The sequence below is a fragment of the Arthrobacter sp. StoSoilA2 genome (assembly GCF_019977195.1).
Taxonomy (GTDB): Bacteria; Actinomycetota; Actinomycetes; order Actinomycetales; family Micrococcaceae; genus Arthrobacter.
This window is the reverse complement of sequence record NZ_AP024643.1, coordinates 4,668,768-4,694,421: the sequence shown is the minus strand read 5'-3', so window position 1 is coordinate 4,694,421 and position 25,654 is coordinate 4,668,768. Positions and strand designations below refer to the sequence as shown.

20 protein-coding genes and 1 riboswitch are annotated in these 25,654 nt (G+C 63.1%); of the genes, 13 read left to right on the top strand and 7 right to left on the bottom strand.

The window, feature by feature from the left end; genetic code table 11:
- Nucleotide 1 precedes the first annotated feature (1 nt).
- The 7 genes from LDN82_RS21460 to speB all read right to left on the bottom strand — a co-directional run bounded on the left by LDN82_RS21460 (nt 2) and on the right by speB (nt 8,749).
- The gene (locus LDN82_RS21460) at nt 2–1,351 is read right to left on the bottom strand and encodes an MFS transporter (RefSeq protein ID WP_224165788.1); all 1,350 of its coding nucleotides are present in this window, start codon (nt 1,349–1,351) and stop codon (nt 2–4) included.
- A gap of 373 nt (nt 1,352–1,724) precedes the next feature.
- Complete coding sequence (locus LDN82_RS21455) at nt 1,725–2,624, bottom strand: amino acid-binding protein (RefSeq protein ID WP_224165787.1); 900 nt, start codon at nt 2,622–2,624, stop codon at nt 1,725–1,727.
- 207 nt (nt 2,625–2,831) lie between these two features.
- Nucleotides 2,832–3,284: a large conductance mechanosensitive channel protein MscL gene (gene mscL / locus LDN82_RS21450; protein ID WP_224165786.1), complete on the bottom strand. Its 453-nt coding sequence runs from the start codon at nt 3,282–3,284 to the stop codon at nt 2,832–2,834.
- Nucleotides 3,285–3,463: 179 nt separating this feature from the next.
- Nucleotides 3,464–4,741, bottom strand: coding sequence for a D-arabinono-1,4-lactone oxidase (locus tag LDN82_RS21445; protein ID WP_224092989.1), 1,278 nt, complete (start codon nt 4,739–4,741; stop codon nt 3,464–3,466).
- Nucleotides 4,742–4,769: 28 nt separating this feature from the next.
- The gene (locus LDN82_RS21440) at nt 4,770–6,299 is read right to left on the bottom strand and encodes an aminobutyraldehyde dehydrogenase (RefSeq protein WP_224092992.1); all 1,530 of its coding nucleotides are present in this window, start codon (nt 6,297–6,299) and stop codon (nt 4,770–4,772) included.
- A gap of 21 nt (nt 6,300–6,320) precedes the next feature.
- Nucleotides 6,321–7,754 carry a cytosine permease gene (locus LDN82_RS21435; protein ID WP_224165785.1) on the bottom strand — a complete coding sequence of 478 codons (1,434 nt, stop codon included), beginning with the start codon at nt 7,752–7,754 and terminating at the stop codon, nt 6,321–6,323.
- The gene (gene speB, locus LDN82_RS21430; RefSeq protein WP_224092994.1) at nt 7,751–8,749 is read right to left on the bottom strand and encodes an agmatinase; all 999 of its coding nucleotides are present in this window, start codon (nt 8,747–8,749) and stop codon (nt 7,751–7,753) included. Before speB ends, LDN82_RS21435 begins: the two co-directional genes overlap by 4 nt.
- A gap of 177 nt (nt 8,750–8,926) precedes the next feature.
- Here speB and LDN82_RS21425 point away from each other — a divergent pair, with 177 nt between their 5' ends.
- The 13 genes from LDN82_RS21425 (at nt 8,927) to LDN82_RS21365 (ending at nt 25,498) form a co-directional block, all read left to right on the top strand.
- Nucleotides 8,927–10,441 (top strand): PucR family transcriptional regulator, encoded by a 1,515-nt coding sequence (locus tag LDN82_RS21425; RefSeq protein ID WP_224165784.1) that lies wholly within the window; start codon nt 8,927–8,929, stop codon nt 10,439–10,441.
- A gap of 74 nt (nt 10,442–10,515) precedes the next feature.
- A riboswitch (glycine riboswitch) is annotated at nt 10,516–10,614 on the top strand.
- A 148-nt stretch (nt 10,615–10,762) separates the two neighbouring features.
- Complete coding sequence (gene gcvP, locus LDN82_RS21420; protein WP_224165783.1) at nt 10,763–13,630, top strand: aminomethyl-transferring glycine dehydrogenase; 2,868 nt, start codon at nt 10,763–10,765, stop codon at nt 13,628–13,630.
- Between the two features lie 12 nt (nt 13,631–13,642).
- A complete protein-coding gene (gene gcvT / locus LDN82_RS21415) occupies nt 13,643–14,779 on the top strand; it encodes a glycine cleavage system aminomethyltransferase GcvT (protein WP_224165782.1) in 1,137 nt (378 codons plus the stop codon).
- Nucleotides 14,780–14,799: 20 nt separating this feature from the next.
- The gene (gcvH, locus tag LDN82_RS21410) at nt 14,800–15,183 is read left to right on the top strand and encodes a glycine cleavage system protein GcvH (RefSeq protein ID WP_224165781.1); all 384 of its coding nucleotides are present in this window, start codon (nt 14,800–14,802) and stop codon (nt 15,181–15,183) included.
- The gene (gene glyA, locus LDN82_RS21405) at nt 15,180–16,499 is read left to right on the top strand and encodes a serine hydroxymethyltransferase (protein ID WP_275964852.1); all 1,320 of its coding nucleotides are present in this window, start codon (nt 15,180–15,182) and stop codon (nt 16,497–16,499) included. Before gcvH ends, glyA begins: the two co-directional genes overlap by 4 nt.
- 457 nt (nt 16,500–16,956) lie before the next feature.
- Nucleotides 16,957–18,375 (top strand): L-serine ammonia-lyase, encoded by a 1,419-nt coding sequence (locus tag LDN82_RS21400; protein WP_224165780.1) that lies wholly within the window; start codon nt 16,957–16,959, stop codon nt 18,373–18,375.
- Between the two features lie 57 nt (nt 18,376–18,432).
- Nucleotides 18,433–19,440 (top strand): lipoyl synthase, encoded by a 1,008-nt coding sequence (gene lipA / locus LDN82_RS21395; protein WP_224165779.1) that lies wholly within the window; start codon nt 18,433–18,435, stop codon nt 19,438–19,440.
- 21 nt (nt 19,441–19,461) lie between these two features.
- Entirely contained in the window at nt 19,462–20,247 is a 786-nt protein-coding gene (locus LDN82_RS21390) for a methylenetetrahydrofolate reductase (RefSeq protein WP_224165778.1), read from the top strand.
- 183 nt (nt 20,248–20,430) lie between these two features.
- Nucleotides 20,431–21,810 carry a serine/threonine-protein kinase gene (locus LDN82_RS21385; RefSeq protein ID WP_224165777.1) on the top strand — a complete coding sequence of 460 codons (1,380 nt, stop codon included), beginning with the start codon at nt 20,431–20,433 and terminating at the stop codon, nt 21,808–21,810.
- Between the two features lie 495 nt (nt 21,811–22,305).
- Nucleotides 22,306–22,758: a hypothetical protein gene (locus LDN82_RS21380; protein ID WP_224165776.1), complete on the top strand. Its 453-nt coding sequence runs from the start codon at nt 22,306–22,308 to the stop codon at nt 22,756–22,758.
- A gap of 88 nt (nt 22,759–22,846) precedes the next feature.
- Nucleotides 22,847–23,713, top strand: a complete 867-nt coding sequence (locus LDN82_RS21375; RefSeq protein ID WP_224165775.1) for a hypothetical protein — start codon at nt 22,847–22,849, stop codon at nt 23,711–23,713.
- A gap of 1 nt (nt 23,714) precedes the next feature.
- On the top strand, nt 23,715–24,221 hold the full coding sequence (locus LDN82_RS21370; protein ID WP_224165774.1) for a hypothetical protein: 507 nt from the start codon (nt 23,715–23,717) through the stop codon (nt 24,219–24,221).
- Nucleotides 24,218–25,498 (top strand): hypothetical protein, encoded by a 1,281-nt coding sequence (locus LDN82_RS21365; protein WP_224165773.1) that lies wholly within the window; start codon nt 24,218–24,220, stop codon nt 25,496–25,498. The genes LDN82_RS21370 and LDN82_RS21365 overlap by 4 nt, the downstream gene beginning before the upstream one ends.
- Nucleotides 25,499–25,654 lie beyond the last annotated feature (156 nt).

Below are 25,654 nucleotides of genomic sequence, written 5' to 3'. Positions count from 1 at the left end.
GTTAGACCGGGAGTCGCTTGTTGTAATCCAGGACGAGGACGGAGATGCCCATGATCACCGCGGATCCAACAAAGTACAGCAGCGCCCAGGTGTAGGAGCCGGTGGCCCCGACAATCAGGCCTACCACAATCGGCGTGACGAACCCGGCGATGTTGCCGCTGAAGTTCATTGCCCCGCCGAGCACGCCAGCGTTGGTGCGGCCGCCCAGGATGGAAGGGATGGACCAGAACAGGCCAACCCAGCGCAGGAAGAACAGGACTACAGAGAGAAGCACGACGGCGGTGATCGGGTCTGCGACCACGGTGACACCTACGAGGCCGCCCACCACTACGACGCTGGAGAATCCCAGTAGGGTTCGCATGACGCGGTTGGCGGAGGCGCCGGATGCGCGCCATTTGTCGGCGATGATTCCGCCGAGGATTTCACCGACGAAGCCGGCACCGAAGATCACGAATGTGGACCAGCCGATGGTCTTCAGGTCGAAGCCCTTGGCTTGGGCCAGATACAGCGGGCCCCACGTCAGCAGACCGTAGAAGACGCCGTTGAAGCCTAGCCAGCCGAAGCACATTGCCCAGAAGGAACGGAACTTCAGGTAGGGGAGAAGGGCTCGCTTGCCTTGTGCGCCTTCCTTGGCTGCCTCGGCGTCGTCCTCGGCATGCGAGGCTTCGATGTACTCAGCTTCGGCATCGTTGACGCCCTTGTGCTGGCGGGGGTTGTCGCGAATGTACCACCAGACGGCCAAGCCCATGAGAATCGTGGCGGCACCGGCGATGATGAACGACATGCGCCAGCTGCCCGTGGAGGCGATCAGCCAGGTGATGAGGATGCCGCCCAGACCTGCGCCCAGTGGAGCTCCGGCGTCGAGAATGGTGGCGCCGCGGCCACGTTCCTTCTTGTGCATCCAGATGGCATTGAGCTTGCCACCGGCAGGCATGACGCCGGCCTCAGTGACACCGATGCCAAGGCGTGCGATGAACATGCTCAGGAAGCCACCCGCGAAGCCGGAAGCAGCAGTTGCTGCGCCCCAGCCAATGCAGGATGCTGTGACCATCTTGCGGGGGCCGAACTTGTCGATCAGCCAGCCGACAGGGATTTGCATGAGCGCGTAGGTCCAGAAGAACGCCGACAACAGAAGCCCCACAAGCTCGGGCGGGAGGTTGAATTCCTTCTGGATGATGGGGAGCGCAACGGATATTGAACCGCGGTCGATGTAATTGACGGCGACCAGGACCAGGAGCAGGATGAACAGTTTCCAGCGGACGTTCGTGCGTCGCTGCACACCGTCCTTAGCGGTTTTGGGCTCGTTTTCCTGGTTTTCCTGGGTTGCCAGTTGGGTGTTTTGGGGAGACACAGCTTCTCCTTCAGAGGAGTCAACAGAGGTGGAATGTCTTTGGGGTATGTCTTTGGGGGGATGAGCCGGGCGTGGATATCGCTGCAGCCGAACCCGTGCCGGCGGCAACTGTTGCGGTCCCTGCCCTTTTGGTGGCGGGGGCCGCAGCCGGTAGCGGGTCTATTTGGGATCCCGTTTTGGGATCCCAAAATCCAAGTTAGATGTGACGGGCCGCACTGTCAAGGGATTTGGTATACAAAGTCTGTTGGCGAAATGTGACCGTGAGATCTACCTGCGCGCGCTCCTCCCCGGTTGCTCCTGCCCTGGCGCACGAAAACCCGGCGTTTCCTGGGAAATGCCGGGCTTTCGGGTAGTAAGTGGGAAGGAGTGCTGGCTAGCGCTGGTATGCCGAACTTGGGGAGGCTTCCGGACTGTATGCCAGAATCTCCGCGAGCTCAGCAAGCCGGTGCGCGCGGGCGGACTCGGCGGGCGTGAACGGCTCGCCTGGTCGGGAAAAGACCAGCGGTCCATGCCATGCGGTAGGAATCTTCAGGATGTCCGTTGAACGTTCGACGCCGGCACTCGCCTCGGGTGCCGGGTTCTCGGGGTCGTTGGGGACCACTTTGGCGGAAAGCAGTTCGGCAACCGCGTGCGGAAGCTCATTCGGGTTCCCGGCAATGCGGGTGGCCAGGCTCAGGGCCTTGGTTTGGCCATCAGCCATGGCAAGCGCTGTGGTTGGCCACACGTGTGACTCACGCCCGCCGCCGTCGTCGAGTGCTTTCAGCAGTTCATGTTCGGTGACTTCGCCCGGGGCGGAGAGGACGAACTCGTCCAGCACTATTTGGGCGCCCTGTGTACCCTGGCGGCCCGGGGCATCCATCGGATGAACGTGAATGCTGAGGATGTTCGTGTCCAGCTTGGCCAAGGAATGGGTGATTTTTTGCAGGGACCCGGGCTGGTCCCGCAGCAGGGTTCGGGCCCGCCACAACGCAGGTGCGGCGTGCAGCTTGTTCCGCTGGCGAAGGGCCGGCGCATGCAACCAACGCCGGAGGACCTTGGCAGCCGACGGTTCGGCCACCCAGATAACCAGCACTGTGGCAGTCACGGTCAGCAGCAGCACTTTGGCCACATAGGGAAGATGGGTTTCCACAACCGCCGCGTGAACCAGCAGTTCAATGGGAAGCATCACCGCGATGTTGGCCAAGGTGAGCCGGGCCTTGGGCGGTTCGGGCAACTGTCCGCAGACATCGCACCGAAGATCCGCAGTAACGGGAGAGCTCATTTTGGGCTTCATGGTTTCATGCTGCCCCTCGCCTGTTTCGGGACGGTTGCCTCCGCGTCACGTTCTCGGGACACGCTGGTCGGTGCTCCGCTCCTGCCCACTTAGTGGCTTTGTGCCGAACGCCGGCAACGCAAAAGCCCGACGTTCCCGCGGTGGGAACGCCGGGCTTTGCAAAGCAACCGGGAAGGAACGCTCGGGCTTGGTCGTTACTGCTCGGACCTAGCGGACGCTGTCCGGGTCGAGGTCCGAATCGCGGTCCGTGCCACGGTGGGCCGCTGCGTCCTTCAAGAGATCCCGGATCTCGGCCAGCAGTGCGGTATCCGCAGGCAGCGGTTCTTCCTCGGGTTCTTCGGTGGAGAGGCGGTCCTTAACCATGGAATTGATCTTGTTCATGGGCGCCACGAAGATGAAGTAGACCACTGCCGCAGTGATCACGAAGGTCACAAGGGCAGTCAGCACCGCGCCGAAGTCGACGAACGTGGCCGGGTTGTTCTCCCAGATCTTGAAGCCAAGCCCTTCGGCATTCATGCCGCCGGCCGCAGCAATCACGGGGTTGATGATGTGGTTGGTGAAGGCTGCTACGAGAGCGGTGAAGGCACTGCCGATGACGACGGCAATGGCCAGTTCAATCACGTTGCCGCGAAGTATGAAGTCCTTGAAACCCTTAAGCATGGAATGTCCTCCGGATGGGTACGGGTGTGTGGCTTAGGCAGAGAACAAACTACCACTTGCAGGTTTCAAACGGGTGTCAAGGGGATGTGAGAGAGGGATGCCGCCTGGGGGTGTGGATGTGAGAGAGGGATGCCGCCTGGGGGTGTGGATGTGAGAGAGCGTCGGGTTCTTTAGTGGGATCAGCCTACGAGGGCCCGGGTGTGGTCGTTCAGGAAGATTCCGCGGGGATCGAATTCACGCCGGACCTGGATGAAGGTGTCCAGCTCGGGGTAGAGACGCTCAAGGCGGCCCCGTGTCATGAAGTGGATCTTCCCCCAGTGGGCCCTCGGCTCGAATTCCTGCAGGACGGCGTCGGCGTCCCGGAAGAACTGCCAGTAGTCGGTTCCGGGCTCGGTGGTCAGCGTGATGACGGTGCTGTCTCGCCCTTGGAACTGGGACATGTAGGCGTCGTCGGCCTTCACCCAGCGGACCTCGACGGGGTACTTCTGCTCGGGATACTTGCTGCGGATCAGCTCCTGGATGGCCTCGACGGCGGCAAAGCCGTCCTCGCTGCGGACGAAGTACTCAAGTTCGTGGAACTGGGTGGTGAAGCCGCCAGGATAGATCCGGTACGAGCGGTCAAGCCGGGCACCTTCCACGGTCGAAATCCCGCGCTCGTCCTCAATGGAAGCAACGTTATACCGCTTGGTGTAGCTCCGGTTGGCCATGCTCAGGCCGGGTGCGCCAGGAAGATCCAGGAGCTCGCAGGAATCGTTCTCCGGGCACCATAGGAACGAGTAGTGCCTGTTGTTGTCAAGATCGTCCTGCCACGTCGAGGCAGTTTCAGCCCAGGTGGGATAGGTGATCTGTTCCTGCAGGTAGTAGCTGTCCTCAACAGCCAGCTCCACCTCCAGGAAAACACCCAGCGTACCTAGAGCCACCTGGGCGGCCCGGAGTTCGCGGAGCTGACCTTCGCCGATTTCCACGATGTCGCCATAGCCGTTGATGAGCTTCACCCAGCGGAGGTTGGACGAGAAGCTGCCCAGGTGCTTCCCGGACCCGTGGGTGCTGGTGGCCAGTGCGCCGGCGATTTGCTGCTTGTCGATGTCGCCTTGGTTGCCCAGGGCCAGACCCTGCTCCCACAGCGGATCTCCAAAGGCATTGATCGTGGTTCCGGCAAGGGCCCGGGCGCGACGCCCGGCCTTGTCAGTTCCTGTAATCGCGGAGAGCCCGGACATGTCCATCAGGACGCCGCCAGTCTGAACAAGAGGTGAGGACGAGTGCCCTGAGCCGACCGCCCGCACAGGCAGGCCTTCCCGAATGGCGAAACGGACGGCGTCGAGCGCTTCTTGTTCGTTCCTTGGCCGGACGGTGAAGGCCGGCGTCGCGCTCTGGTTCCCGCCCCAGTTGGTCCAGGTGATGTCTGTTCCAAAAGGTGCCGTAGGAGTGGCGGCGCGGGAAAGGTCTTTGGTGGTCATTGCTAAGCTCCGTTGCTTGTTTGAAGGCTTACGCGCCGTGGTTGATCATGACGTGCTTGGTGCGCGAGTAATCATCCAGGGCGTAGAGCGAGAGGTCGCGCCCATACCCTGAGCCCTTGAATCCGCCCCACGGTACCTCACACGCAAGGACCAGGTGCGCATTCACCCAGACGGTGCCGAAGTCCAACTGCTTGGGAATGCGCAGGGAGAGGCTGGAGTCCTTGGTCCACACGGAGGCGGACAGTCCGTAGGGGCTTTCGTTTGCACGGGTGACGGCTTCTTCAGTGGAAGAGAAGGTTTCCACAGTGACCACGGGGCCGAAGATTTCGTGGGTTGCGATGTGCGCGCCGGCAGGGACGTTGGAGATGATCGTTGGCTCGATGAAGTAGCCGGGACCTTCCAGTGCCGAGCCGCCAATCGCGATATTCAGTCCCGCCTCGCGGGCTTCGGCCAAGGATTCCTTGACGCGTTCAAAGTGGGGCCGGGAGATCATGGGACCGATTTCGACGTCGTCCCCAGCCTCGGGTGCGCCGACCACCAGCGTGCTGACTTCGCGTACCAAGTGCTCGGTGAATTCCTCGGCCACGGACTCGTGGACCAGCACGCGGCAGGCAGCACCGCAGTCCTGGCCGGCATTCCAGAATCCTGCGTTGCGGACTCCAGCGGCGGCGGCGCGAAGATCGGCGTCGGGGAAGACAACAACCGGGGCTTTGCCGCCAAGTTCCAGGTGGACGCGCTTCACGGATTTTGCCGCAGTTTCCGCAACGGCCTGGCCACTAACGACGCTGCCCGTCAGGGCGACCAAAGCAATCGATGGGTGCTCCGAAAGCCGCTGTCCAACAGTGCGCCCCTGGCCAGTGACCACGTTGAGGATCCCGTCCGGGATCCGTCCGGCGAGCAGTTCGGCCAGCTTCAGCGTGGACAAGGGGGTCTGCTCGGAGGGCTTGAGGACGATGCTGTTGCCGGCGGCCAGAATCGGTGCGATCTTCCAGGCGGCCATCAGCAGCGGGTAGTTCCAGGGGGTAATGACGCCGACGACGCCCACGGGTTCGCGGAGGATCACGGAGGTGTGGTCAGTGGCGTAGTCGCCGCCGGCCATGGAAGTCAGCGTGCGGGAGGCGCCGGCCATGAAACGGAACGTATCGATGGTGCTGGTGACGTCGTCCTCGGCCACTGCCTGCGGCTTGCCGGTATTGGCGGACTCGATGAGCTCGAACGCTTGCCGGTTCTCCTCAATAATGTTGGCGATCAGGTTCAGGACGTCCGCGCGCTCCTTGGGGGTAGTAGCCCCCCAGGTCTTTTGGGCGACGACGGCGGCCTCTACAGCGGCGTCGACATCGTCCGCCGTGCCCGCCTGCACTGAGGCGATGACCTGCTCGGTGGTGGGATCCACGACGTCGATCAGCTGACCGGTGGAGCCCGGGACGAACGATCCGTTGATGAAGTGCCCTGCGGGAGGCAGGGGCAGCTGCGGAGGCAGGCTGCTGCCATGGTCAGAGGACGTGCGTCGAACGGTGAACTGGACGGTTTCGGGGTGTGCAGTGTCTGTGAGGGTCATGACAATTCGCTTTCAGATAGGTCAGTTTGCGAGTGCAGGGGATGGAAAGGGGGCGGCTTCCGTCTTTTTCCGGAACACGCGTGCCGCGAAGTAGTAGAGGGGAGCAACCACTACGAGGCCGACGAGCCAGGAGATGTCCACCCCTCCCAACGCGGCCGCGAGGGGGCCGGTGTAGATTGCGGTTGCCGAGAAGGGAACCTGGATCAGGGCGCCTGCCAGGTAGGAGCCGATGGCGACCCAATTGAACCGCCCGTACACACCGCCGTCGCGCTTGAAGAAGTCCTCAACCCGGTAGTCGCCGTGCCGCAGAAGGTAGTAGTCCACCAGGTTGATGGCAGTCCACGGGACCAGGACGTACATCAGGAAGGAGAGGAAGTTGGTGTAGAAGAGGATGAAGTTGTCGCGGGCGAACAAGGCGATGGAGACTGCGACGACGAAGAGGATGAGGGCCGCGATGCTGCGGGTCTTGGCGCGTGGCAACCAGGACGGCTTGAAGGTTTGGCCGATGGTCAGAGTGCACAGGACGCCGCAGTAGAGGTTCATGGCGTTGGACGCCGCGACACCCAGGCAGAAGATGCCCACGATGATCAGGGTCCACGGCTGCAGCAACGCACCCAGGCTGCCAACGATTTCGACGTTGTCGGCGCTCATGGTCATGGCGAGCGTGCCCACCAAGGCGCCGAGGATCATGGGGAACAACGTTCCCAGGACGCAGCCCGAGTAGGAAGCCCAAAATGCCGGTGCCGACCCCGTGCCCTGCGGCATGTAGCGGGAGTAATCGGAGACGTAGGGCGCGTAGGCCAGCTGCCACAGGGCCGAGACGGAGATGGTCCCCATGAAGCCAACCCAGTTGAAATTGCCCTCCGCAAGGAAGCTGGCGGGAAGGCCGTGGACAACGAGGATCCACACGAAGGCGAGCAACAGAGCCAGGCCCGCTGCAACGCTGAGGATCCTGGCATAGGCGTGGATGAGCCGGTAACCGAAAATCGTGGCGATGACGCTGACCACGCCGATGATGATGATGCCGGCATCCACGCTGATGCCGGGGCTGACCGCGGCCATTGCTTCTCCGCCAAAGACGAGGTTTGCGGCGAAGAACCCGACGTACATGATGACCACGATGACCACGATCAAGAGGGCGCCGAAGGAGCCGAACTGGCCGCGGGTCTGGATCATCTGCGCCACGCCCAGCTGGGGGCCTTGGGCCGAGTGCAGCGCCATGAAGATGCCGCCCACGACGTTGCCGATGATGATGCCCACCAGCGCCGGCACGAAACCGAGGCCGAATACCGTGGTGGCAAGTCCGCCGGTCACGATGGTCATGATCATGATGTTGGAACCGAACCAGATGGTGAAGAGATCGCGCGCCTTGCCGTGCCGCTCATTCAGCGGGATCGGCTGGATGGTTTTGTCCTCAAGCCGGGGAACTTCGTGGGTGGCCAAGGGCGCATTCATGATGCGCTCCGGGACGTCGAAGCCAGTTCACGGACTGTAGTGGCTTTGCTGCGGTTCACCATCAGGCCGAGAAGGTCGAAAACAAGGGTGGCCGCAGCGACGGTTGTGATGTCCGCATGGTCGTAGGCCGGAGCGACCTCCACGACGTCGGCGCCCACGATGTTGATGCCGTTCAGGCCGCGGAGCAGGGCCAGGAGTTCGCGGGAGTGGAGTCCGCCCATCTCCGGGGTGCCCGTACCGGGAGCGAATGCGGGGTCCAGGACGTCGATGTCGATGGAGACGTACACCGGGGTGTCGCCGAGCCTGTCCTTCACCTGCTGGATTGCCGCCGGGACACCGATGACATCCAGGTCCGAGCAGCGGATGATCTGGAACCCGAACTCGTGGTCCCTGAGGAAGTCATTGCGGTCATACACAGGGCCACGGATGCCGACGTGCATCGACTTGTCCTCCACAAGGAGGCCTTCCTCGAACGCCCGCCGGAAGATGGTTCCGTGCGTAATGGGCTGGTCAAAGTACGTGTCCCACGTATCCAGGTGTGCGTCAAAGTGCAGCAAAGCCACCGGACCATGGACCTTGTTCAGGGCCCTGAGCATCGGCAGGGCAATCGTGTGGTCGCCGCCGATCGAGATCAGCCGCTTGTCTTCGCTGATGAGGGGCAACGCCTGCTCCTCGATCTCACGAACAGCGCGGGTGATGTCGTAGGGCGTGCAGGCGATGTCGCCGGCGTCCACAACCTGGGCTTCGTAAACGGGTTCGACGTCGAGCTCCGGGTGGTAGCCCGGGCGCAGGAGACGCGAGGCCTCGCGAACCGCGGCAGGACCGAAACGGGCGCCGGGCCGGAAGGAGGTTCCGCCGTCGAACGGTACGCCGACAATCGCAATGTCATAGTCCGGGACGCGGTCAATTTGGGGGAGGCGGGCGAAGGTGCCGAGTCCGGCATACCGGGGGACTTTGGTTGCGTCGACAGGGCCGATGGGCTTGTGGATTGTCATTGCCGGTTCCTTGGTGTGAGGGGTGCTCGCCATTGAGCGGGAAGTAAGTAATTCCATTCTTGGTGACGCGGGTCACGGCGAATAGCGGTACATTGACTACAAATGGCCCAGACGCTTAGACGAATGTCTAAAAGTCCGGAACGGGCCCCGGGAATCATAGAGTCAGGACCTCATCCGATGGCAATCACGGTCGCCGAACTCGTGGCTGAACCCCAACTCGGGCTCAGCCTTCTGGCCGGTGACGCAGGCCGCGACAACCGGATCACCTGGGCCCACACCTCCGATCTGCCCAGGCTCTGGGAATGGGTCACAGGCGGCGAGCTCATGATGACCAATGGGCTCTCGATTCCCGCCGATGCCGCGGGACAAGTGGCGCTCGCAGAGGCACTGATGGACAGCGGGGCAAGCGCCTTGGCCATCGGCGAGAAGATGCACGCGCCGCCGCTGACGCAGGATTTCCTGGCGGCCTGCGATCGGCTGCCGCTGCCGCTCATCAACATCCCCTACCCGCTGCCGTTCATCGCGATCGCCCGCTCGGTTGCCGAGTCCTCCCTGCTCGAAGAGTCCCGGCGCTTGCGGCAGACGGCCAGGGTTTACGACCTGCTCCGAACGGCCGGCGCCTCGGAGGACCATTGGCAGAGCCTGGTCCAACGGCTCGCCACCGAACTGGATGCGGAGCTGTTCGTGGTGGACCGCCGCTGCCTGCATCCCTGGCACCCGGAGGGACAGCCGGTCCCGGGGTTCCTTGCGGATGAATGGGCTCCGCTTTCCGGGCATGTGTCCTTGGCGGGTAAGAACTTCCAGTGGCACCGGATCCGGGGCCGGCACGTGCTGACCATGGACATCCCGACCCACGCCAACGCGCTCCTCGTGGTGCTGCCCAACAGCGAACCGCACCCGGACGCCGTCGTACTTCTGCACGCCGCAACGGTGCTGGGACTGCAGCTTTCGCGCATCGTCCTCTCGCTTGAAGGCCGCCATCGGCTGGCGGGTGAGTTCCTGCTGCAGGCCATGGATGGACGTTTGGGTGCGGCCGAGATGGAGAGCCGGCTGGCCGGTTTTGATGTTCCGCCCCAGGATTTCCTGCTCGCCTCGCTCTACGCGGACGCCGGCAATAAAGCAGCGGACGACGGCGACAGGCTGGCTAACGTGCACATCGAACTGTGGCGGCACGGGGTTGCGTCGGCTTCCCTGAAGCGGAACAACCGGCTGCACGTCGTGGTCCCTGCTGATGTGCCGGACGACATTTTGGTGCATTGCGCAGGGGCGGATGCCGCGATCGGGATCAGCGCTCCGGCGGCAGTGGCCGGCATTCAGCGCGCGCTGCAGGAGTCACTGTGGGCGCTCGGATCGGCCCGGGCGAACAAGCTTGGCTTGGCCCGTTACGCGCAGGGACCATCGTGGCTGGGGCTGACGGGTTTCGAGGAAGGAACTGCGCTGGTCCGGCGTCTCCTCGGCCCGATTTTCGATTACGAGCAGAGCCAGGAAGGCGATCTCATCGTCACGCTGAGGACCTATCTGGACTCGCAGCGTTCCTGGCAAAAGACCGCAGCTGCCCTGTTCGCGCATCGGCAAACCATCATCTATCGGATACGAAAAATCGGCGAATTGACGGGGCTGGACATGGGTGAAACCTCCACTGTTGCCCAGTTGTGGTTCGCTCTCCAGATCCACGAGGCAATGCACCGGTAGGTATCCCTTGCTTGCGCTTTTTCCAGATAACCCGCTATGGTGTGAACCGTGTCACTGACGTGACGCAATGCTTTTGATCTGTGGCGGGAGAGTCCTGCCGGTACATCCAGTCAGGCGCCGTAGGAGCAAATCCTCCCCAGGAATCTCTCAGGCCCACGTACCGCCACGGCGAGGCAACTCTGGAAAGCAGTCCAGGTAACTGGGCTCACCGACGGTGCAAGCAGGCAACCATTCCTGCGGAATCTCTCAGGTCCAATACAGAGCGGGGAGGAACCCACATCATCGTGGCGCACATAGGGCGCCTGAATCATGGAGTTCCTCTTGACTGTTCAATCAACCCCCACCGCTTTCGCGGACCGGCACATCGGCGCCCGCCGCCAGGCCGACGTTGACACCATGCTCAAGGCAATCGGCTACGACTCCGTAGACGGCCTGGTAGATGTTGCGGTCCCCGATTCCATCCGGCAAGCCACGCCGCTGACGCTTCAAGCCGCCCTTGGCGAGACCCAGGTCCTCGCCGAGCTCCGCAAGCTTGCGTCCAAGAACAAGACCGCCATCCAGCTGATCGGCCAGGGCTACTACGACACCGTCACGCCGCCGGTTATCCGCCGCAACATCCTTGAAGCGCCAGCCTGGTACACGGCGTACACGCCTTACCAGCCCGAGATTTCGCAGGGCCGCCTCGAAGCTCTCCTGAACTTCCAGACCATGGTCCAGGACCTCACCGGACTTCCCGTGGCCAACGCTTCGCTGCTGGATGAAGCCACCGCTGTGGCCGAGGCTGTGCTGCTGATGCGTCGCGCCAACAAGTCCAAAACCGCGAAGGACGGCAAGACCGTCCTGGACGCCGACCTCCTCCCGCAGACCATCGCCATCGTGAAGGGCCGCGCCGAGGCGCTCGGCTTCGAGGTGGAGATTGCCGACCTATCCGCCGGGCTTCCCGACGGCGAGATCAACGGCATCGTCCTGCAGCAGCCCGGCGTTTCGGGCCGCGTTTTCGACCACTCCGGCGTGATCGCTGACGCCAAGGAGCGCGGCGCGCTGGTCACTGTCGCTGCCGACCTTTTGGCGCTCACCCTCATCACGCCCCCGGGCGAGCAGGGCGCCGACATCGCCGTCGGAACTGCGCAGCGCTTTGGTGTTCCGCTGTTCTTCGGCGGCCCCCACGCTGCGTACATGGCAGTCCGCGAAGGCATGGAGCGCACGCTCCCGGGCCGCATCGTCGGCGTCTCCAAGGACAACGCCGGAGTCCCGGCCTACCGCCTGGCCCTTCAGACCCGCGAGCAGCACATCCGCCGCGAAAAGGCCACGTCCAACATCTGCACCGCGCAGGCACTGCTCGCCATCGTGGCGTCGATGTACGCGGTTTACCACGGTCCGGAAGGCCTGAAGGCGATCGCCGAAAGCGTGCACGGCCACGCCCGCACGCTGGCCACTGCCCTCAAGACCGCCGGCCGTGAACTCGTGTCTGAATCCTTCTTCGACACCCTCACTGTCCGCGTACCCGGCAAGGCTGACAAAGTCATCGCCGCCGCCGAAGCCCGCGGTATCAACCTGCGTCGCATCGATGCTGACACGGTTGGCGTTTCCCTCGATGAAACCACGACGCCGGAGGTCCTCTCTGCGGTAGCCGTCGCTTTTGGTGCCGGTCCGGTGAAGGACGCTTCCGGGTTTGAGCTGCCCTCAGACGTGGTCCGAACCAGTGATTTCCTGCAGCACCCCGTGTTCAACACGCACCGTTCCGAGACGCAGCTGTTGCGCTATATCCGCAAGCTGTCCGACCGGGACCTCGCACTGGATCGCACCATGATCCCGCTGGGTTCCTGCACCATGAAGCTCAACGCTACAGCTGAGATGGAAGCAATCTCCTGGCCGGAGTTCGCCTCGATCCACCCGTTCGCTCCGGATCACCAGACCGCTGGGTGGCGCGAGCTCATTGAAGGACTGGAAGCCGACCTCACTGAGATCACCGGCTACGACCAGGTCTCCATCCAGCCGAACGCCGGTTCGCAGGGTGAGCTCGCCGGCCTCCTTGCGATCCGCGGATACCATCTTTCCCGCGGCGACGAGCAGCGCAACGTGTGCCTGATTCCGGCCTCTGCCCACGGCACCAACGCGGCCTCGGCTGTGCTCGCTGGCATGAAGGTTGTTGTGGTGGCCACGGCCGCTGACGGCACGATCGACCACGCGGACCTGGCAGCCAAGATCGAGGCCAACAAGGACGCCCTTTCGGCCATCATGATCACCTACCCGTCCACGCACGGTGTGTACGACGCCGATGTCCGGGAGGTCTGCGACGCGATCCATGCTGCCGGAGGCCAGGTGTACGTTGACGGCGCAAACCTCAACGCACTCGTTGGGCTCGCCCAGCCGGGCAAGTTCGGCGGCGATGTATCCCACCTGAACCTGCACAAGACTTTCTGCATCCCGCACGGCGGCGGCGGACCTGGTGTTGGACCGGTTGCAGCCAAGGCCCACCTGGCACCGTTCATGCCCGGAGATGCGAACAATGTTTCGTCTGAAGGTGGCGTGGCCATCTCTGCATCCCGCTACGGCTCCGCCGGCGTGCTCCCCATTTCCTGGGCCTACGTGAAGCTCATGGGTGGCCAGGGCCTCACCGAAGCCACCAAGTCCGCGCTGCTTGCTGCGAACTACGTTGCCTCCCGCTTGGATGAGCACTTCCCGGTTCTTTACACCGGCGAAGGCGGTCTTGTTGCCCACGAGTGCATCCTGGATCTCCGCGAACTGACTGCCCGCACCGGCGTCACGGCTGAGGACGTGGCCAAGCGCCTCATCGACTTCGGTTTCCACGCTCCCACCTTGGCGTTCCCGGTTGCGGGCACTTTGATGGTGGAGCCGACCGAGTCCGAGGACCTCGCCGAGATCGACCGCTTCATTGAAGCCATGATCACCATCCGTGCCGAAATCGAGCAGGTTGCCACCGGCGATTTCACTGTTGAGAACTCGCCGCTGCGTAACGCGCCGCACACGGCTGCCGCCGTCGTGAGTTCTGCATGGGACCGCGACTACACGCGGGAGCAGGCAGCGTTCCCCGTCCACCACCTTAAGCAGGACAAGTACTTCCCGCCGGTCGGACGCATTGACGGCGCTGCTGGCGACCGCAACCTGGTCTGCTCCTGCCCACCCCTTGAAGCGTTCGAGGACAACACCGCAGACGTCGAGAACTAAAGGACTGACTCAATGACTGAGAACTACACCGCTCTCTACGAGCAGCACAAAAAAGCCGGGGCCTCGTTCACGGACTTCGGCGGCTGGCAGATGCCGCTCAAGTACGAGTCCGAGCTCGCCGAACACCACGCAGTCCGTAACGCAGCTGGCCTCTTCGACCTCTCCCACATGGGCGAAGTCTGGGTCAGCGGTCCGGACGCGGCGGCGTTCCTGGACTTCGCGCTCGTGGGCAAGTTGTCCGCGATCGCCGTGGGCAAGGCCAAGTACTCGCTTATCTGCAACGCCGACGGCGGCATCATCGACGACCTCATCACCTACCGCCGCCCTTCTCCCGAAGAAGGCGTGGATCAGTACCTCGTGGTCCCCAACGCGGGCAACGCCAAGGTAGTTGCGGCAGCATTGCTGGAGCGGGCGGCCGGCTTCGACGTCGTGGTTGAGGACGCCTCGGCCGAGACGTCGCTGATCGCAGTCCAGGGTCCGAACGCGGAAGCCATTCTGCTGACCTTGGTTCCGGCAGAGCAGCACGCCCTCGTGACCGAACTGAAGTACTACGCGGCTGTTGAGGTTGAGATCAACGGGCAGGACCTATTGCTTGCCCGCACCGGTTACACCGGCGAAGACGGCTTCGAGATCTACATCCCGAACGTTGACGCAGCCGGCCTTTGGGAAGCACTCCTCGAGGTCGGCGAAGGCCACGGCCTCATCCCCGCGGGCCTTGCAGCACGCGACTCCCTTCGCCTCGAAGCCGGCATGCCGCTCTACGGCAACGAGCTCTCCCGCTACGTCAACGCCTACGCCGCAGGACTTGGCCCGGTGGTTTCCCTGGCCAAGGAAAGCGACTTCATCGGCAAGGAAGCCCTGGCCGCGATCAAGGCAGCCGGCGTCGGATCGACCATCGGACAGAAACTGGTCGGCCTCAAGGGAACCGGCCGACGTGCAGCCCGCGCCCATTACTCGGTCCTCAAGGACGGCTCGCTCATCGGCGAAGTCACCTCCGGCCAACCGAGCCCGACGCTCGGTTACCCGATCGCCCTGGCGTATGTCGACGTCGAGCATTTCACACCGGGCACGGTAGTCGAGGTGGACCTCCGCGGAAAAGCTGAGCAGTTCGAGATCGTTCAGCTGCCGTTCTACAAGCGCCAAAAATAGCCACGAGAGAAGGAACTGGAATGAGCAAAGTAGTTGCCGAGCTGAAGTATTCGGCTGAGCATGAATGGGTTGCTTCGGATGGAGCCGGGCCTGTGGGGATTGGGATCTCTGCGGTTGCTGCGGATGCCCTGGGCGACATTGTGTACGTTGACCTCCCTGAGGTCGGTTCTACTGTGACTGCAGGCGAGACCTGCGGTGAGGTCGAGTCCACCAAGTCGGTCTCGGACCTGTACTCGCCGGTGACAGGTGAGGTGACCGAGATCAATGACGCCGTTGTCAGCGATCCGGCCCTGATCAACACCGACCCTTACGGCGCTGGTTGGCTGTTCAAAGTGGCGGCCACGGAAGAAGGCCCGCTCATGTCGGCTGAGGAATACGCTGCAACAAACGGTGGCGAACTGTGAGCGCCGCAGCCGTGACTGAGTTCGAGCAGGTTGTGTCTGCGTCGTTGGACGCCCAGCTGTCCGAGCTGGACCCGGACATCGCCGCGAAGATCGACGACGAACTGGGCCGCCAGCGCGACGGCCTGGAAATGATCGCCTCAGAGAACCACACAGCCGTTGCCGTGATGCAGGCCCAAGGCTCCGTGCTGACCAACAAGTACGCCGAAGGCTACCCGGGCAAGCGGTACTACGGTGGTTGCGAGCACGTCGACGTGATCGAGCAGCTCGCGATCGACCGCATCAAGTCACTCTTCGGTGCGGAGTTCGCGAACGTCCAGCCACACTCCGGTGCGCAGGCGAACGCCTCAGTGATGCACGCGCTGATCAAGCCGGGCGACACCATTATGGGCCTCAACCTTGCCCACGGCGGCCACCTCACGCACGGCATGAGGATCAACTTCTCCGGCAAGCTCTACAACGTGGTCCCCTACGGCGTCCGCGAGGACACCCACACGGTGGACATGGCCGAAGTCGAACGCCTGGCGCAGGAGCACAAGCCGGCACTGATCGTTGCCGACTGGTCCGCTTACGCGCGGCAGCTGGATTTCGCTGAGTTCCGTCGGATTGCCGACTCCGTGGGTGCCTACCTCATGGTGGACATGGCGCACTTCGCCGGACTGGTTGCGGCTGGCCTGCACCCGTCCCCGGTGCCGCACGCCCACGTCACGACGTCGACGACGCACAAGACCCTCGCCGGTCCGCGCGGCGGCATCATCCTCTCCAACGACGCCGACATCGCCAAGAAGATCAACTCGGCCGTGTTCCCGGGCCAGCAAGGTGGACCGCTGGAGCACGTGATCGCGGGTAAGGCAGTTGCTTTCAAGATCGCAGCCTCGGCAGAGTTCCGGGAACGTCAGGAACGCGTCCTGGCCGGCGCCCGGATCCTGGCCGAACGCCTGGTCCAGCCCGACGTTGCAGAAAAGGGTATCTCCGTTGTCTCCGGCGGGACCGACGTGCACCTGGTCCTCGTCGACCTGCGCAACTGCGAACTCGACGGCCAGCAAGCCGAGGACCGCCTCGCCGCGATCGACATCACCGTCAACCGCAACGCCGTCCCGTTCGACCCACGCCCGCCCATGGTCACCTCCGGCCTGCGCATCGGCACCCCGGCCCTCGCCACGCGCGGATTCGGGGAAGCGGCCTTCCGCGAAGTTGCGGACATCATCGCCGAAGTGTTGATTGCCGACGCCGATGCGGACCTTTCCGGGTTGCGGCACCGGGTTGAGGTTCTTGCGAAAGCGCATCCGCTGTACCCGGGAGTTGCGAACCTCGCCTGAGCCTTGCGGGTTGGGTCGTCGACGCTGGCCGGTGTGTGGGCCCGTCGGGGCCGACATCCTCCGCGGGCTCGGTCGCATAGGCACCCGCTGAGCGGATGCGATGCTCCCTTGGACGCCCGCTTCCGGATGCCGGCCCCGAAGGGGCCGCCGGGGCGGGTCGCCTTCTTGGGACGGGCAGCTTCCGAGGGTGGGCCGCGAGGATGCTTTGGTCTTCCGTTTCGTGGGGTTGCTGCGGGGTGTGCCGTGCGCACGGCATGTTTGGCAGGGAGTCCACGAATCGGCGGGACTCGATTTTGATCTCCCGGGTGTGGCATTTGCTGGGAACGAATGCCGCACACAAAACCGGGTTTGGAGGTTCGCACTGGGACCTCCAGGGGGCCGGGCCGCCTTGGCTCGGGATTTGGCCCGGCCCCCACATTTTTGTTGTGTTTGACTCCTCCCTGAAAGGGATCCAGCCATGGCTGTTGGTGTTTTCGATCTGTTCTCTGTGGGTATTGGCCCGTCGAGTTCTCATACTGTGGGGCCGATGCGTGCTGCTGCGGTGTTCGCTGGCGAGTTGCGTGAGTCCGGGGTGCTGGGTTCGGTGGCGGGGTTGCGGGTTGATTTGTATGGGTCGTTGGCTGCGACTGGCCGTGGCCACGGGACGATGACTGCGACGCTGTTGGGTTTGGAGGGTTACCACCCGGAGTTGATCCTGCCTGATGAGGTGGAGGAGCGGTTGGCTGCGATCGCGGAGACGGGTGTGCTGAATCTTGCTGGTGCTGGCGTTGCTGGTGCGGGGGTGCAGTTGCGGTATGCGGTGGAGGATATGGTGTTGCATCCGTTGACGGTGTTGCCGCGGCATACGAACGGGATGAAGTTTGCTGTGGTTGATGCTGAGGGCGCCACGTTGCGGGAGGCGACGTTTTTCTCGGTTGGTGGCGGGTTCATTGTCCGGGAGGGTGAGGAGGACGCGGCGCGGGCGGAGTTGGAGGAGACGAAGGCGGAGTTGCCGTTGCCGTTCCGGACGGCTGCTGAGTTGCTGGGCCGGTGTTCCTCGAAGGGGTTGGGGATCAGCGACATCATGTTCATCAATGAGCGTGCCAGCAGGTCTGAGGAGGAGATCCGGGAGGGTTTGTTGCATATCTGGCATGTGATGGAGGCGTGTGTTGAGACGTCCTTGAAGCGTGAGGGTGTGTTGCCCGGGGGGTTGAGGGTCCGTCGTCGTGCTCCGGACTGGCTGGAGCGGTTGTTGAAGGAGGACAAGGACCGTAACGATCCGAAGTATTGGCAGGAGTGGGTGAACCTGATCGCGTTGGCGGTCAATGAGGAGAACGCTTCCGGTGGGCGGGTGGTCACGGCGCCGACGAATGGTGCGGCGGGGATTATCCCGGCGGTGTTGTATTACGCGTTGCATTATGCGCCGGGCATGGACAAGGCCACCCAGGCCGATAAGGACGATGTGGTGGTGAAGTTCCTGCTGGCTGCGGGGGCTGTGGGGGTGTTGTACAAGGAGCAGGCGTCCATTTCGGGGGCTGAGGTGGGTTGCCAGGGCGAGGTGGGTTCGGCGTCGTCGATGGCTGCTGCGGGGTTGGCCGAGGTGATGGGTGGTACGCCGGGTCAGGTGGAGAACGCGGCGGAGATCGCGATGGAACACAACCTGGGGTTGACGTGTGATCCGATCGGGGGGTTGGTGCAGATTCCGTGTATTGAGCGGAACGCGATCGCGGCGGCGAAGGCGATCAACGCGGCGAAGATGGCGTTGTGGGGGGATGGGACGCACCGGGTGTCGTTGGATGAGGTGATCGTGACCATGCGCGAGACCGGCAAGGACATGTCTTCCAAGTACAAGGAAACCGCGATGGGCGGCCTGGCCGTGAACGTCGTCGAATGCTGACACGTACCTGCGTTGTGGCAACGGACAAAACGAGACAACCAACAAGGAAGTAAACCCATGACCCTGGCACCTGAAGGCCGTAAGTTGCTGCGCGTTGAGCAGCGTAATTCGGCTATCCCGGTTGAACGCAAGCCCGAGTGGATCAAGGCCAAGGTCCAGATGGGGCCCGAGTTCGTCGGTCTGAAGAACCTGGTGAAAAAGGAAGGCCTGCACACGGTGTGTGAGGAGGCCGGTTGCCCGAACATTTTCGAGTGCTGGGAAGACAAGGAAGCGACGTTCCTGATCGGCGGGTCCGAATGCACGCGGCGCTGTGATTTCTGCCAGATCGATACCGGCAAACCCTCCCCGGTGGATATGTTCGAACCCACCAAGGTGGCCCGGTCCGTGCAGGCCATGCAGCTGCGCTACGCCAGCGTCACCGGGGTGGCCCGTGACGACCTCGCCGATGAGGGCGTGTGGCTGTACGCCGAAACGGTCCGCAAGATCCACGAACTGAACCCCGGCACCGGGGTGGAGCTGCTCATCCCTGACTTCTCCGGCAAACCCGAACACATCAAGGCGATCTGCGATTCCAAGCCCGAGGTGTTCGCGCACAACGTCGAAACCGTGCCCAGGATTTTCAAGCGGATCCGCCCGGCGTTCCGGTACGAACGCTCCCTGGATGTCATCACCCAGGGCCGGGACCTTGGCATGGTGACCAAGTCCAACCTGATCCTGGGCATGGGCGAAACCCGCGAGGAAATCTCCGAAGCGCTGCGGGACCTGCACGCGGCCGGGTGTGACCTGATCACGATCACCCAGTACCTGCGCCCGTCCGAACGGCACCTGCCCGTGGACCGCTGGGTCAAGCCGCAGGAGTTCGTGGACCTCCAGCACGAGGCCGAGGAGATCGGGTTCCTCGGTGTCATGTCCGGGCCGCTGGTCCGCTCCTCCTACCGGGCCGGGCGTTTGTGGGCCACCGCGATGCGCAAGAAAGGCTGGGAAATCCCCGCCGCCCTGGCCCACATCGAGTCCTCCGGCACCACCCGCCAGGAAGCCTCCACCATCCTCGCCGCCCACGCCTAAGCCACAGCAAAAGGACACATCGTGCTTCCCGTTCGTGTTGAGATCATCCCGTCCGAGGGAATCGTGGACGTCGTCAGCAAGGCCCTGCCTACGTCCACCGCAATCAGCATTACCTGCCTGCCGAAGCATGGTGTCGGTGCCACACTCCGTGCTGCAGTCCAGCTGAGGGAGCTCGGCTATACCGTGGTTCCCCACCTTGCTGCCAAGGCTCTTGAAAGTCGCGAGGAGTTGTCAGCCATATTGGGTGACTGCTCGGCGTCGGGCATCACGGAAGTATTCGCCATCGGTGGCGACGGGCAGCCATCGGGTCCGTATTCCACAGGCGGGGAATTGCTGCGCGACATCGCCCAGATCACGTCCGGCGAAATGGCCGTTGGAGTGGCCGGCTACCCGGAAGGGCATCCGGATATCACCAGCCTGCACTTGGTTGATGCCTTGCTGGAGAAACAGGAGTTCGCCACGAAAATAGTCACGCAGATGTGTTTCTCGGCGGACAGGATCCAGGACTACGTGGCCATGCTCCGCCGTGAGGGCGTACTCCTTCCAGTGTGGGCAGGTGTGGCAGGGGCCGTGCCCAAGGTAAAGCTGGTCTCGCTTGCCACCAAGATCGGAGTGGGGTCCTCCTTGAAATTCCTCAGCCGCAAAGGCCCGCTGGCACGGAGGCTTCTGATCGGGGAACGGTACACGCCGGACGCGCTCATTGAGGAGCTCTCTGTCCGACCAGGGATAGAGGGAATCCAGCTCTACAGCTTCAATTCCTTGGACGCACTTCCAACGCCACAACCCGTCGTCGAAGGACTCCGGTAACCGAAGCTTTAGGCGCGAATTCCCCCGATTTTTCCCGGAAAAGTAGTAGCAGACTTCATGGTTGGCAAGGTGGGCCGGAGGCTGTACGTTTGCCGTAAGAAGGTTACTTAGCAACTGCATAGCAGCGCAGGATCAATGGGGGTAAATCGGCGCAGCGCGCTTGGACGCAAGAGGTGTAGGGCCGTGAGGGCAGGCGGAGAAGCTTTCGTTGATCCAGCAGGCGGCGGGGACATTCTCAACGGCCGCTACCGGATTCTGGAGCTACTCGGGCACGGGGCGATGTCCACTGTCTGCAAGGCCCGGGATGAAGTCCTGCAGCGTGAAGTTGCCCTGAAAATCTTTTCCCCTGGCTCAGGCGACGAGGGTTTCGAGGAACGTCAGCAGGCAGAGATGCGGTTGCTGGCAGGATTTGATCACCCCGGCCTGGTGCATATTTACGACGCCGGTGTGGACGCCGGAACTTCCGGCCCGCCGCAGGCTTTCCTGGTCATGGAACTGGTTTCCGGAAATAATCTGCGTTCGGTGCTTGCTGAGGGTCCGCTCAGCCTTGCGGAAACAACGCACATCGGCCACGCCCTTGCAGGTGCCCTCGTGCAAGTTCACGGGAGCGGAGTCATTCACCGGGACATCAAACCGGCAAATATCCTGGTTTCGGAAACTCCGGGCCCTGATCGCATCGTCAAACTCGCTGACTTTGGCGTGGCCCGAATATTGGAAGGCAGCCGCCTGACTGCCACCGGAATGACGGTGGGAACCGCCCAGTACCTCAGCCCGGAACAGGCCCTCGGTCGTCCCTTGACTCCTGCCAGCGATATCTACTCCCTCGGCCTGGTGCTCTTGGAATGCCTTACGGGCAGAACTGAATATCCGGGGACGCCTATTGAGTCGGCTGCAGCGCGCCTTCACCGTGCCCCCGTCATCCCTGAGCAGATCCATCACCCCATAGCTGAACTGCTGAAGTCCATGACGGACCTCGAACCAGACAATAGGCCGACTGCCGCGGAGATCGAAGAATTCCTGGGTCGCCCTTGGCAGGAGGCGTATGCACACCCGGCAGCTACGGCGCTTTTGCCCCCACTGCCTGCCCGGGCGCCCGCCATCGGGGCAACAACCGAAGTGTCCCCCAAGCTTCACAGGAGTAGGGGAGGCGGCAGGCTCGGAGCTCTGTTGATGGTCCTTCTCGCGGCGGCGATAGCAGTCCCCCTCGCGGTGGCATTATCTGGTCAGGAACCCTTGCCGGCAGACGTTACCTCGCCTTCGCCGGTTGTGCAGGAATCCGGCCTTCCTTCCCCGGTTGGAACGCCCGCGCCAGTGGTAACAATTACCACCCCTGGGCCAGTGGAAACAGTTCTTATTCCGGGGCCGGTGCAAACCGTTCAGCTGCCGCCGTCCGACTCTGGCAGCGGGCGAGGAGACGTTCCATCGCCAGCGGCCAGCCAGGAAAGCGTGCCAACTGAGGTTGCGCAGGAAACCGAATCTCCGGCGGACGGGGTCCAAGGCGGCGGCCAATCCGACCAAAGAGGCCACGGAAACGAAAAAAGCAAGGGCAGGGGCCCCAACTAAAACGTCCCGCAATGCATGCAGTCAGCCCCGAACATCTTCGAACGCCAGCGCAGTTTTTGCTCAAGATGGGCACAATGTTGGCTCAGTGGCAGCTGAATTTCCGAAATGCCCTGCCCGCAGCGACTCCTGGGGGCAGGTACCGGGCCGTCAAAAAACTGAGTACTCCTGATCCAACCGCTGCCGGGATGCTCAGATTCGCCGCAGGCCAGCGTTGGTGTAGCAAAGCGGGCTATCAGATGGGCGCACAAGCCTATGCCGCGCTGGGATGACGCAAAGTGGGACCAAGTAGTCCCCGATACGAAAACTGAGTACTCGCTTGCCGGTTCAGCGTATTCCTGACCCCTTGGTCGGGCGGAAAAGAGGCGTACACCCAAGAGTAGCCACGGTGCCACTGCTGGCTGAACTATTGGGGGCATCGCTTCATCCGCCGGAAACGGTCGGGTGCTGGGGGTTGCGATGCGGCTCCCCGGAAAAAGATCAACCAAGGAGTATACCATGCGCAAGCTTTCCAAAAAGAGCCGGATCACCGCCACCGTCGCAGGCGTGGCATTGGTAGCCGTAGGTGGCGGAGCTGCCTACGCCTACTGGACCACCACGGGTTCAGGCACCGGCTCGGCCGCCAACTCAGGCGGTGGCGGAACTGTCACACTGCACGCCACCTTCAATGCCGGCCTGGCGCCGGGCAACCAAACCAACGTGGCCTACACCGCGGACAACGCGACGACGTCCAGCACGGTAGTCGGAGCCCTGACGGCAAATGTCACCACCAGCGTCCCCGAATGCCTCCCGTCATGGTTCGAAGTCACCGCCGTGACCAGCAACTCGACCGTCGCCGCCGGGGCCACGGGAACGTCCGTTGGCAGCGGTGTCTTGAAGTTCAACGACAGCACCGCCAACCAGGACGCCTGCAAGTCCGCGACCGTCACGGTCAACGTCTCCAGCCAGTAGCGCGTGAATGCCGGGACCACCTTGCGAGTGGTGGTCCCCGGCTTCCGCATTCCTCCCGACTGAACGCTTCCGTCCGAAAAGAGCTTCCATGGACCACCGGCCAGAGCGCCCCGCGCCTAACCCTCGAGCTGCCGTACCACTCCGGACGCTGATACTTGCGCTCGTGGTGGCCCTTGTTCCGGTGGCGGTTGTCGCCGCAAGCAGTGGGCAGAGCGCTACGCAAGGCAGCCCGGTCAAGGTAGCCAAGGGGATTACGGTGGCGTTGTCGCCCTCCAGCCGCAGCCTGGATCAGGGGCAGTCCACCACCTTCACAGTGTCAGCCACCTCCACGGGCGGTTTCACCGGACCAGTAGCGTTTACCGTTACGGGTCTTCCGGCTGGAGCGACAGCCGCATGGTCGCCGTCGTCGGTGGTTCTGGGATCCGGCAGCACAGCGCAGGTGGCTTTGACCGTCGCCACGTCTCCCACAACGCCGGTCGGCAAGTCCGACTTCACTGTGAAGGGAGCCAGCGGCACGGGCCAAAACGCGGTCCAGTCGAACGCGGCGCCCGGGCAGTTGCAGGTCCAGGAAGTCAAACGGACCTTCGGTGTCACCGGCTCATTGAGTGGGCTCCTGGCGCCAGGGGTGTCCCGAGCAGTGGAGCTGCAGATTTCCAACCCCGGGAACAAGAGCATCGCCATCACCAACCTGACGGTTTCGATTGCGCAAGTGGTGCGGACGCCGGCAGCGGTAGCGGCCAACCTCCCCTGCAGCAGTGCCGACTACCAGGTCACCCAATACTCCGGGAGCTACCCGTTGGCAGCTCCTCCCGGGCCCAGCTCGCTGACCTCGCTGGGCGTGAATGACAGCAGCAAATGGCCCCAAGTGAGGATGCTGGACACCTTGCAGCTCCAGGACGGTTGCAAGGGTGCGACCCTCCAACTCACGTACTCCGGGACGGGACAGGCGAACTGACATGAAGACGCTCAACCGGAAGCCCCGTAGCGGACGGATCGCCCGCACCACTGCGGCCACCGTGGCCCTTTGTATCCTGGGCGGTGCAGGGACTGCCTACGCCTACTGGGCTACCACCGGAATCGGCAGCGGTTCGGCGACCAACGGGACAATGCAAACCGTGACAGTGGATGCGCTCATCCCGGGCGACACCCTGCAGACCAGCCTCGTTCCAGGTGGATCAGCCGACGTGATCCTCCGGGCAACCAACCCCAATAGCCATGCAGTTACCGTCTATGGAATCGCGGCCAACGGCGCCGTGACTGCAGACGCCGCGCATCCCGGCTGCACCACCACTGGCGTGACGTTCACGCCTCCCGCCGCGCCGTTGCCCCAACCTGTGACCATCCAGGCAAATACATCCATCCTGCTGACTCTTGAGGGTGCGGCCAGCATGAGCGCGGCTTCACTTTCCGCCTGCCAGGGCGCCCAATTCAACGTCCCCGTCACGCTGGAGGTACGGAAGTGAGCCCGCTTCGCCAGTCCGCTGCTTCATCATCCTCAACGCGGGTGACGATGGGCGCTTGGAACCGCGCCCTCGTGATCATTCTCGGCATTCTCCTCGTCTCATGGGGCGGTCCCGCAGCCAGTGCTTTCTGGAGTTCCGTTAGCAGCAACTTCGGTGCGGCCCGTGCCGACGCCGTCGCACAAGGGGCAAAGCCCACTACCGCCGTTTCCGGAAGTAGCGTGACGGTCACCTGGACAGCAAGCACGACAGCGGCTGGCCGGTCCGTGACCGGGTACAGCATCGTCCGTTACGCCTCAGCCACCGGCGGCACGGCCGTTGCGGCAGCCGGAACCTGTGCAGGAACAGTAGCCGGGCTGAGCTGCGTGGACACCGGTGTCACCACGGGGAACTGGTACTACACGGTTACGCCCAAACTCTCCCAGTGGCAGGGCGCTGAAAGCACACGAAGCGCAGTTACTGCCGTGGATGCCACCGCACCCCTCGCCCCGTCCGTGACGGCGCCACCATATGTCTACAGCGGAAACGTGACCGCTGTTCCAGTCAGCGGGACGGCAGAGGCCTTGTCCTCGGTCACTTTGACCGTAACGGGAACGGGAGCCCTGCCCGTGACCCAGACCATCAGCGTCAACAGCTCCGGGAACTGGGCAGCGACCCCCTTGAACCTGAGCGCTTTCAGCCCAGGGACCATTAATTACTCCGCACAGGCAACCGACGCCGCAGGTAACACTGGTCCTGCGGGAGTTGCTACATCCACCAAGGACGTGAGTTCGCCAACGGTGACGGGGGTCCAGCTGAACAACCGTTCGGGCGGCACCCTTGGCAAGGTAGAGCAAGGAGACTCGGTTACCCTGACGTTCTCCGAGCCGCTCAGCGCCAACACCATCTGCGGTGCGTGGACAAGCAACACCACTACGCAAGCGCAAAACGGCAACGGTAGCAGCCAGGTTGTAGTCAACATCAGCGCCGGTGACGTGCTGACCGTGACCGGGACGGCGTGCACCACCCTGAGGGTCGGATCGATCAGCCTCGGCGGCGACTACAACACCAACACCTCCACCGCCCTTACTTTCGCTGGAAACAACACAAGCGGCTCAAGCCTTACCTGGAACCCCACCGCCAATACACTCACCATCACCCTTGGAGCAGGGACCAGCGGAGGCTCGACGCTTACGTCGACCACGATCTTCCCGACTTACACCCCCGTCACTGGCCTGACGGACGTAGCAGGCAACCCACTCGGAACAGGGCCCTTCCAGGGAGCACCCTCCCGCTTCTAGCGACAAGTAGTGCGCAACTGATAGTGCCCCTTATTCCTCGTGATAAGGGGCACTATCTGTACCCAAAGCCGGAGTAGCCCAGCGCCCGGAGCGTAGCCTTGAAGCGGACGCCAGCGCCGCCGTCGTACGTTTGATCCTGCGACGAAAGGCGAGCCG

What these genes read in the sequence shown, in the direction of transcription:
- LDN82_RS21370 (WP_224165774.1), top strand. Translation starts at nt 23,715, where the DNA reads ATGAAGACGCTCAACCGGAAGCCCCGTAGCGGACGGATCGCCCGCACC.
- LDN82_RS21435 (WP_224165785.1), bottom strand. Translation starts at nt 7,754, where the DNA reads ATGAATGCGCCCTTGGCCACCCACGAAGTTCCCCGGCTTGAGGACAAA.
- gcvH (WP_224165781.1), top strand. Translation starts at nt 14,800, where the DNA reads ATGAGCAAAGTAGTTGCCGAGCTGAAGTATTCGGCTGAGCATGAATGG.
- LDN82_RS21400 (WP_224165780.1), top strand. Translation starts at nt 16,957, where the DNA reads ATGGCTGTTGGTGTTTTCGATCTGTTCTCTGTGGGTATTGGCCCGTCG.
- LDN82_RS21375 (WP_224165775.1), top strand. Translation starts at nt 22,847, where the DNA reads ATGGACCACCGGCCAGAGCGCCCCGCGCCTAACCCTCGAGCTGCCGTA.
- LDN82_RS21455 (WP_224165787.1), bottom strand. Translation starts at nt 2,624, where the DNA reads ATGAAGCCCAAAATGAGCTCTCCCGTTACTGCGGATCTTCGGTGCGAT.
- LDN82_RS21425 (WP_224165784.1), top strand. Translation starts at nt 8,927, where the DNA reads ATGGCAATCACGGTCGCCGAACTCGTGGCTGAACCCCAACTCGGGCTC.
- lipA (WP_224165779.1), top strand. Translation starts at nt 18,433, where the DNA reads ATGACCCTGGCACCTGAAGGCCGTAAGTTGCTGCGCGTTGAGCAGCGT.
- mscL (WP_224165786.1), bottom strand. Translation starts at nt 3,284, where the DNA reads ATGCTTAAGGGTTTCAAGGACTTCATACTTCGCGGCAACGTGATTGAA.
- LDN82_RS21380 (WP_224165776.1), top strand. Translation starts at nt 22,306, where the DNA reads ATGCGCAAGCTTTCCAAAAAGAGCCGGATCACCGCCACCGTCGCAGGC.
- LDN82_RS21440 (WP_224092992.1), bottom strand. Translation starts at nt 6,299, where the DNA reads ATGACCCTCACAGACACTGCACACCCCGAAACCGTCCAGTTCACCGTT.
- LDN82_RS21445 (WP_224092989.1), bottom strand. Translation starts at nt 4,741, where the DNA reads ATGACCACCAAAGACCTTTCCCGCGCCGCCACTCCTACGGCACCTTTT.
- gcvT (WP_224165782.1), top strand. Translation starts at nt 13,643, where the DNA reads ATGACTGAGAACTACACCGCTCTCTACGAGCAGCACAAAAAAGCCGGG.
- speB (WP_224092994.1), bottom strand. Translation starts at nt 8,749, where the DNA reads ATGACAATCCACAAGCCCATCGGCCCTGTCGACGCAACCAAAGTCCCC.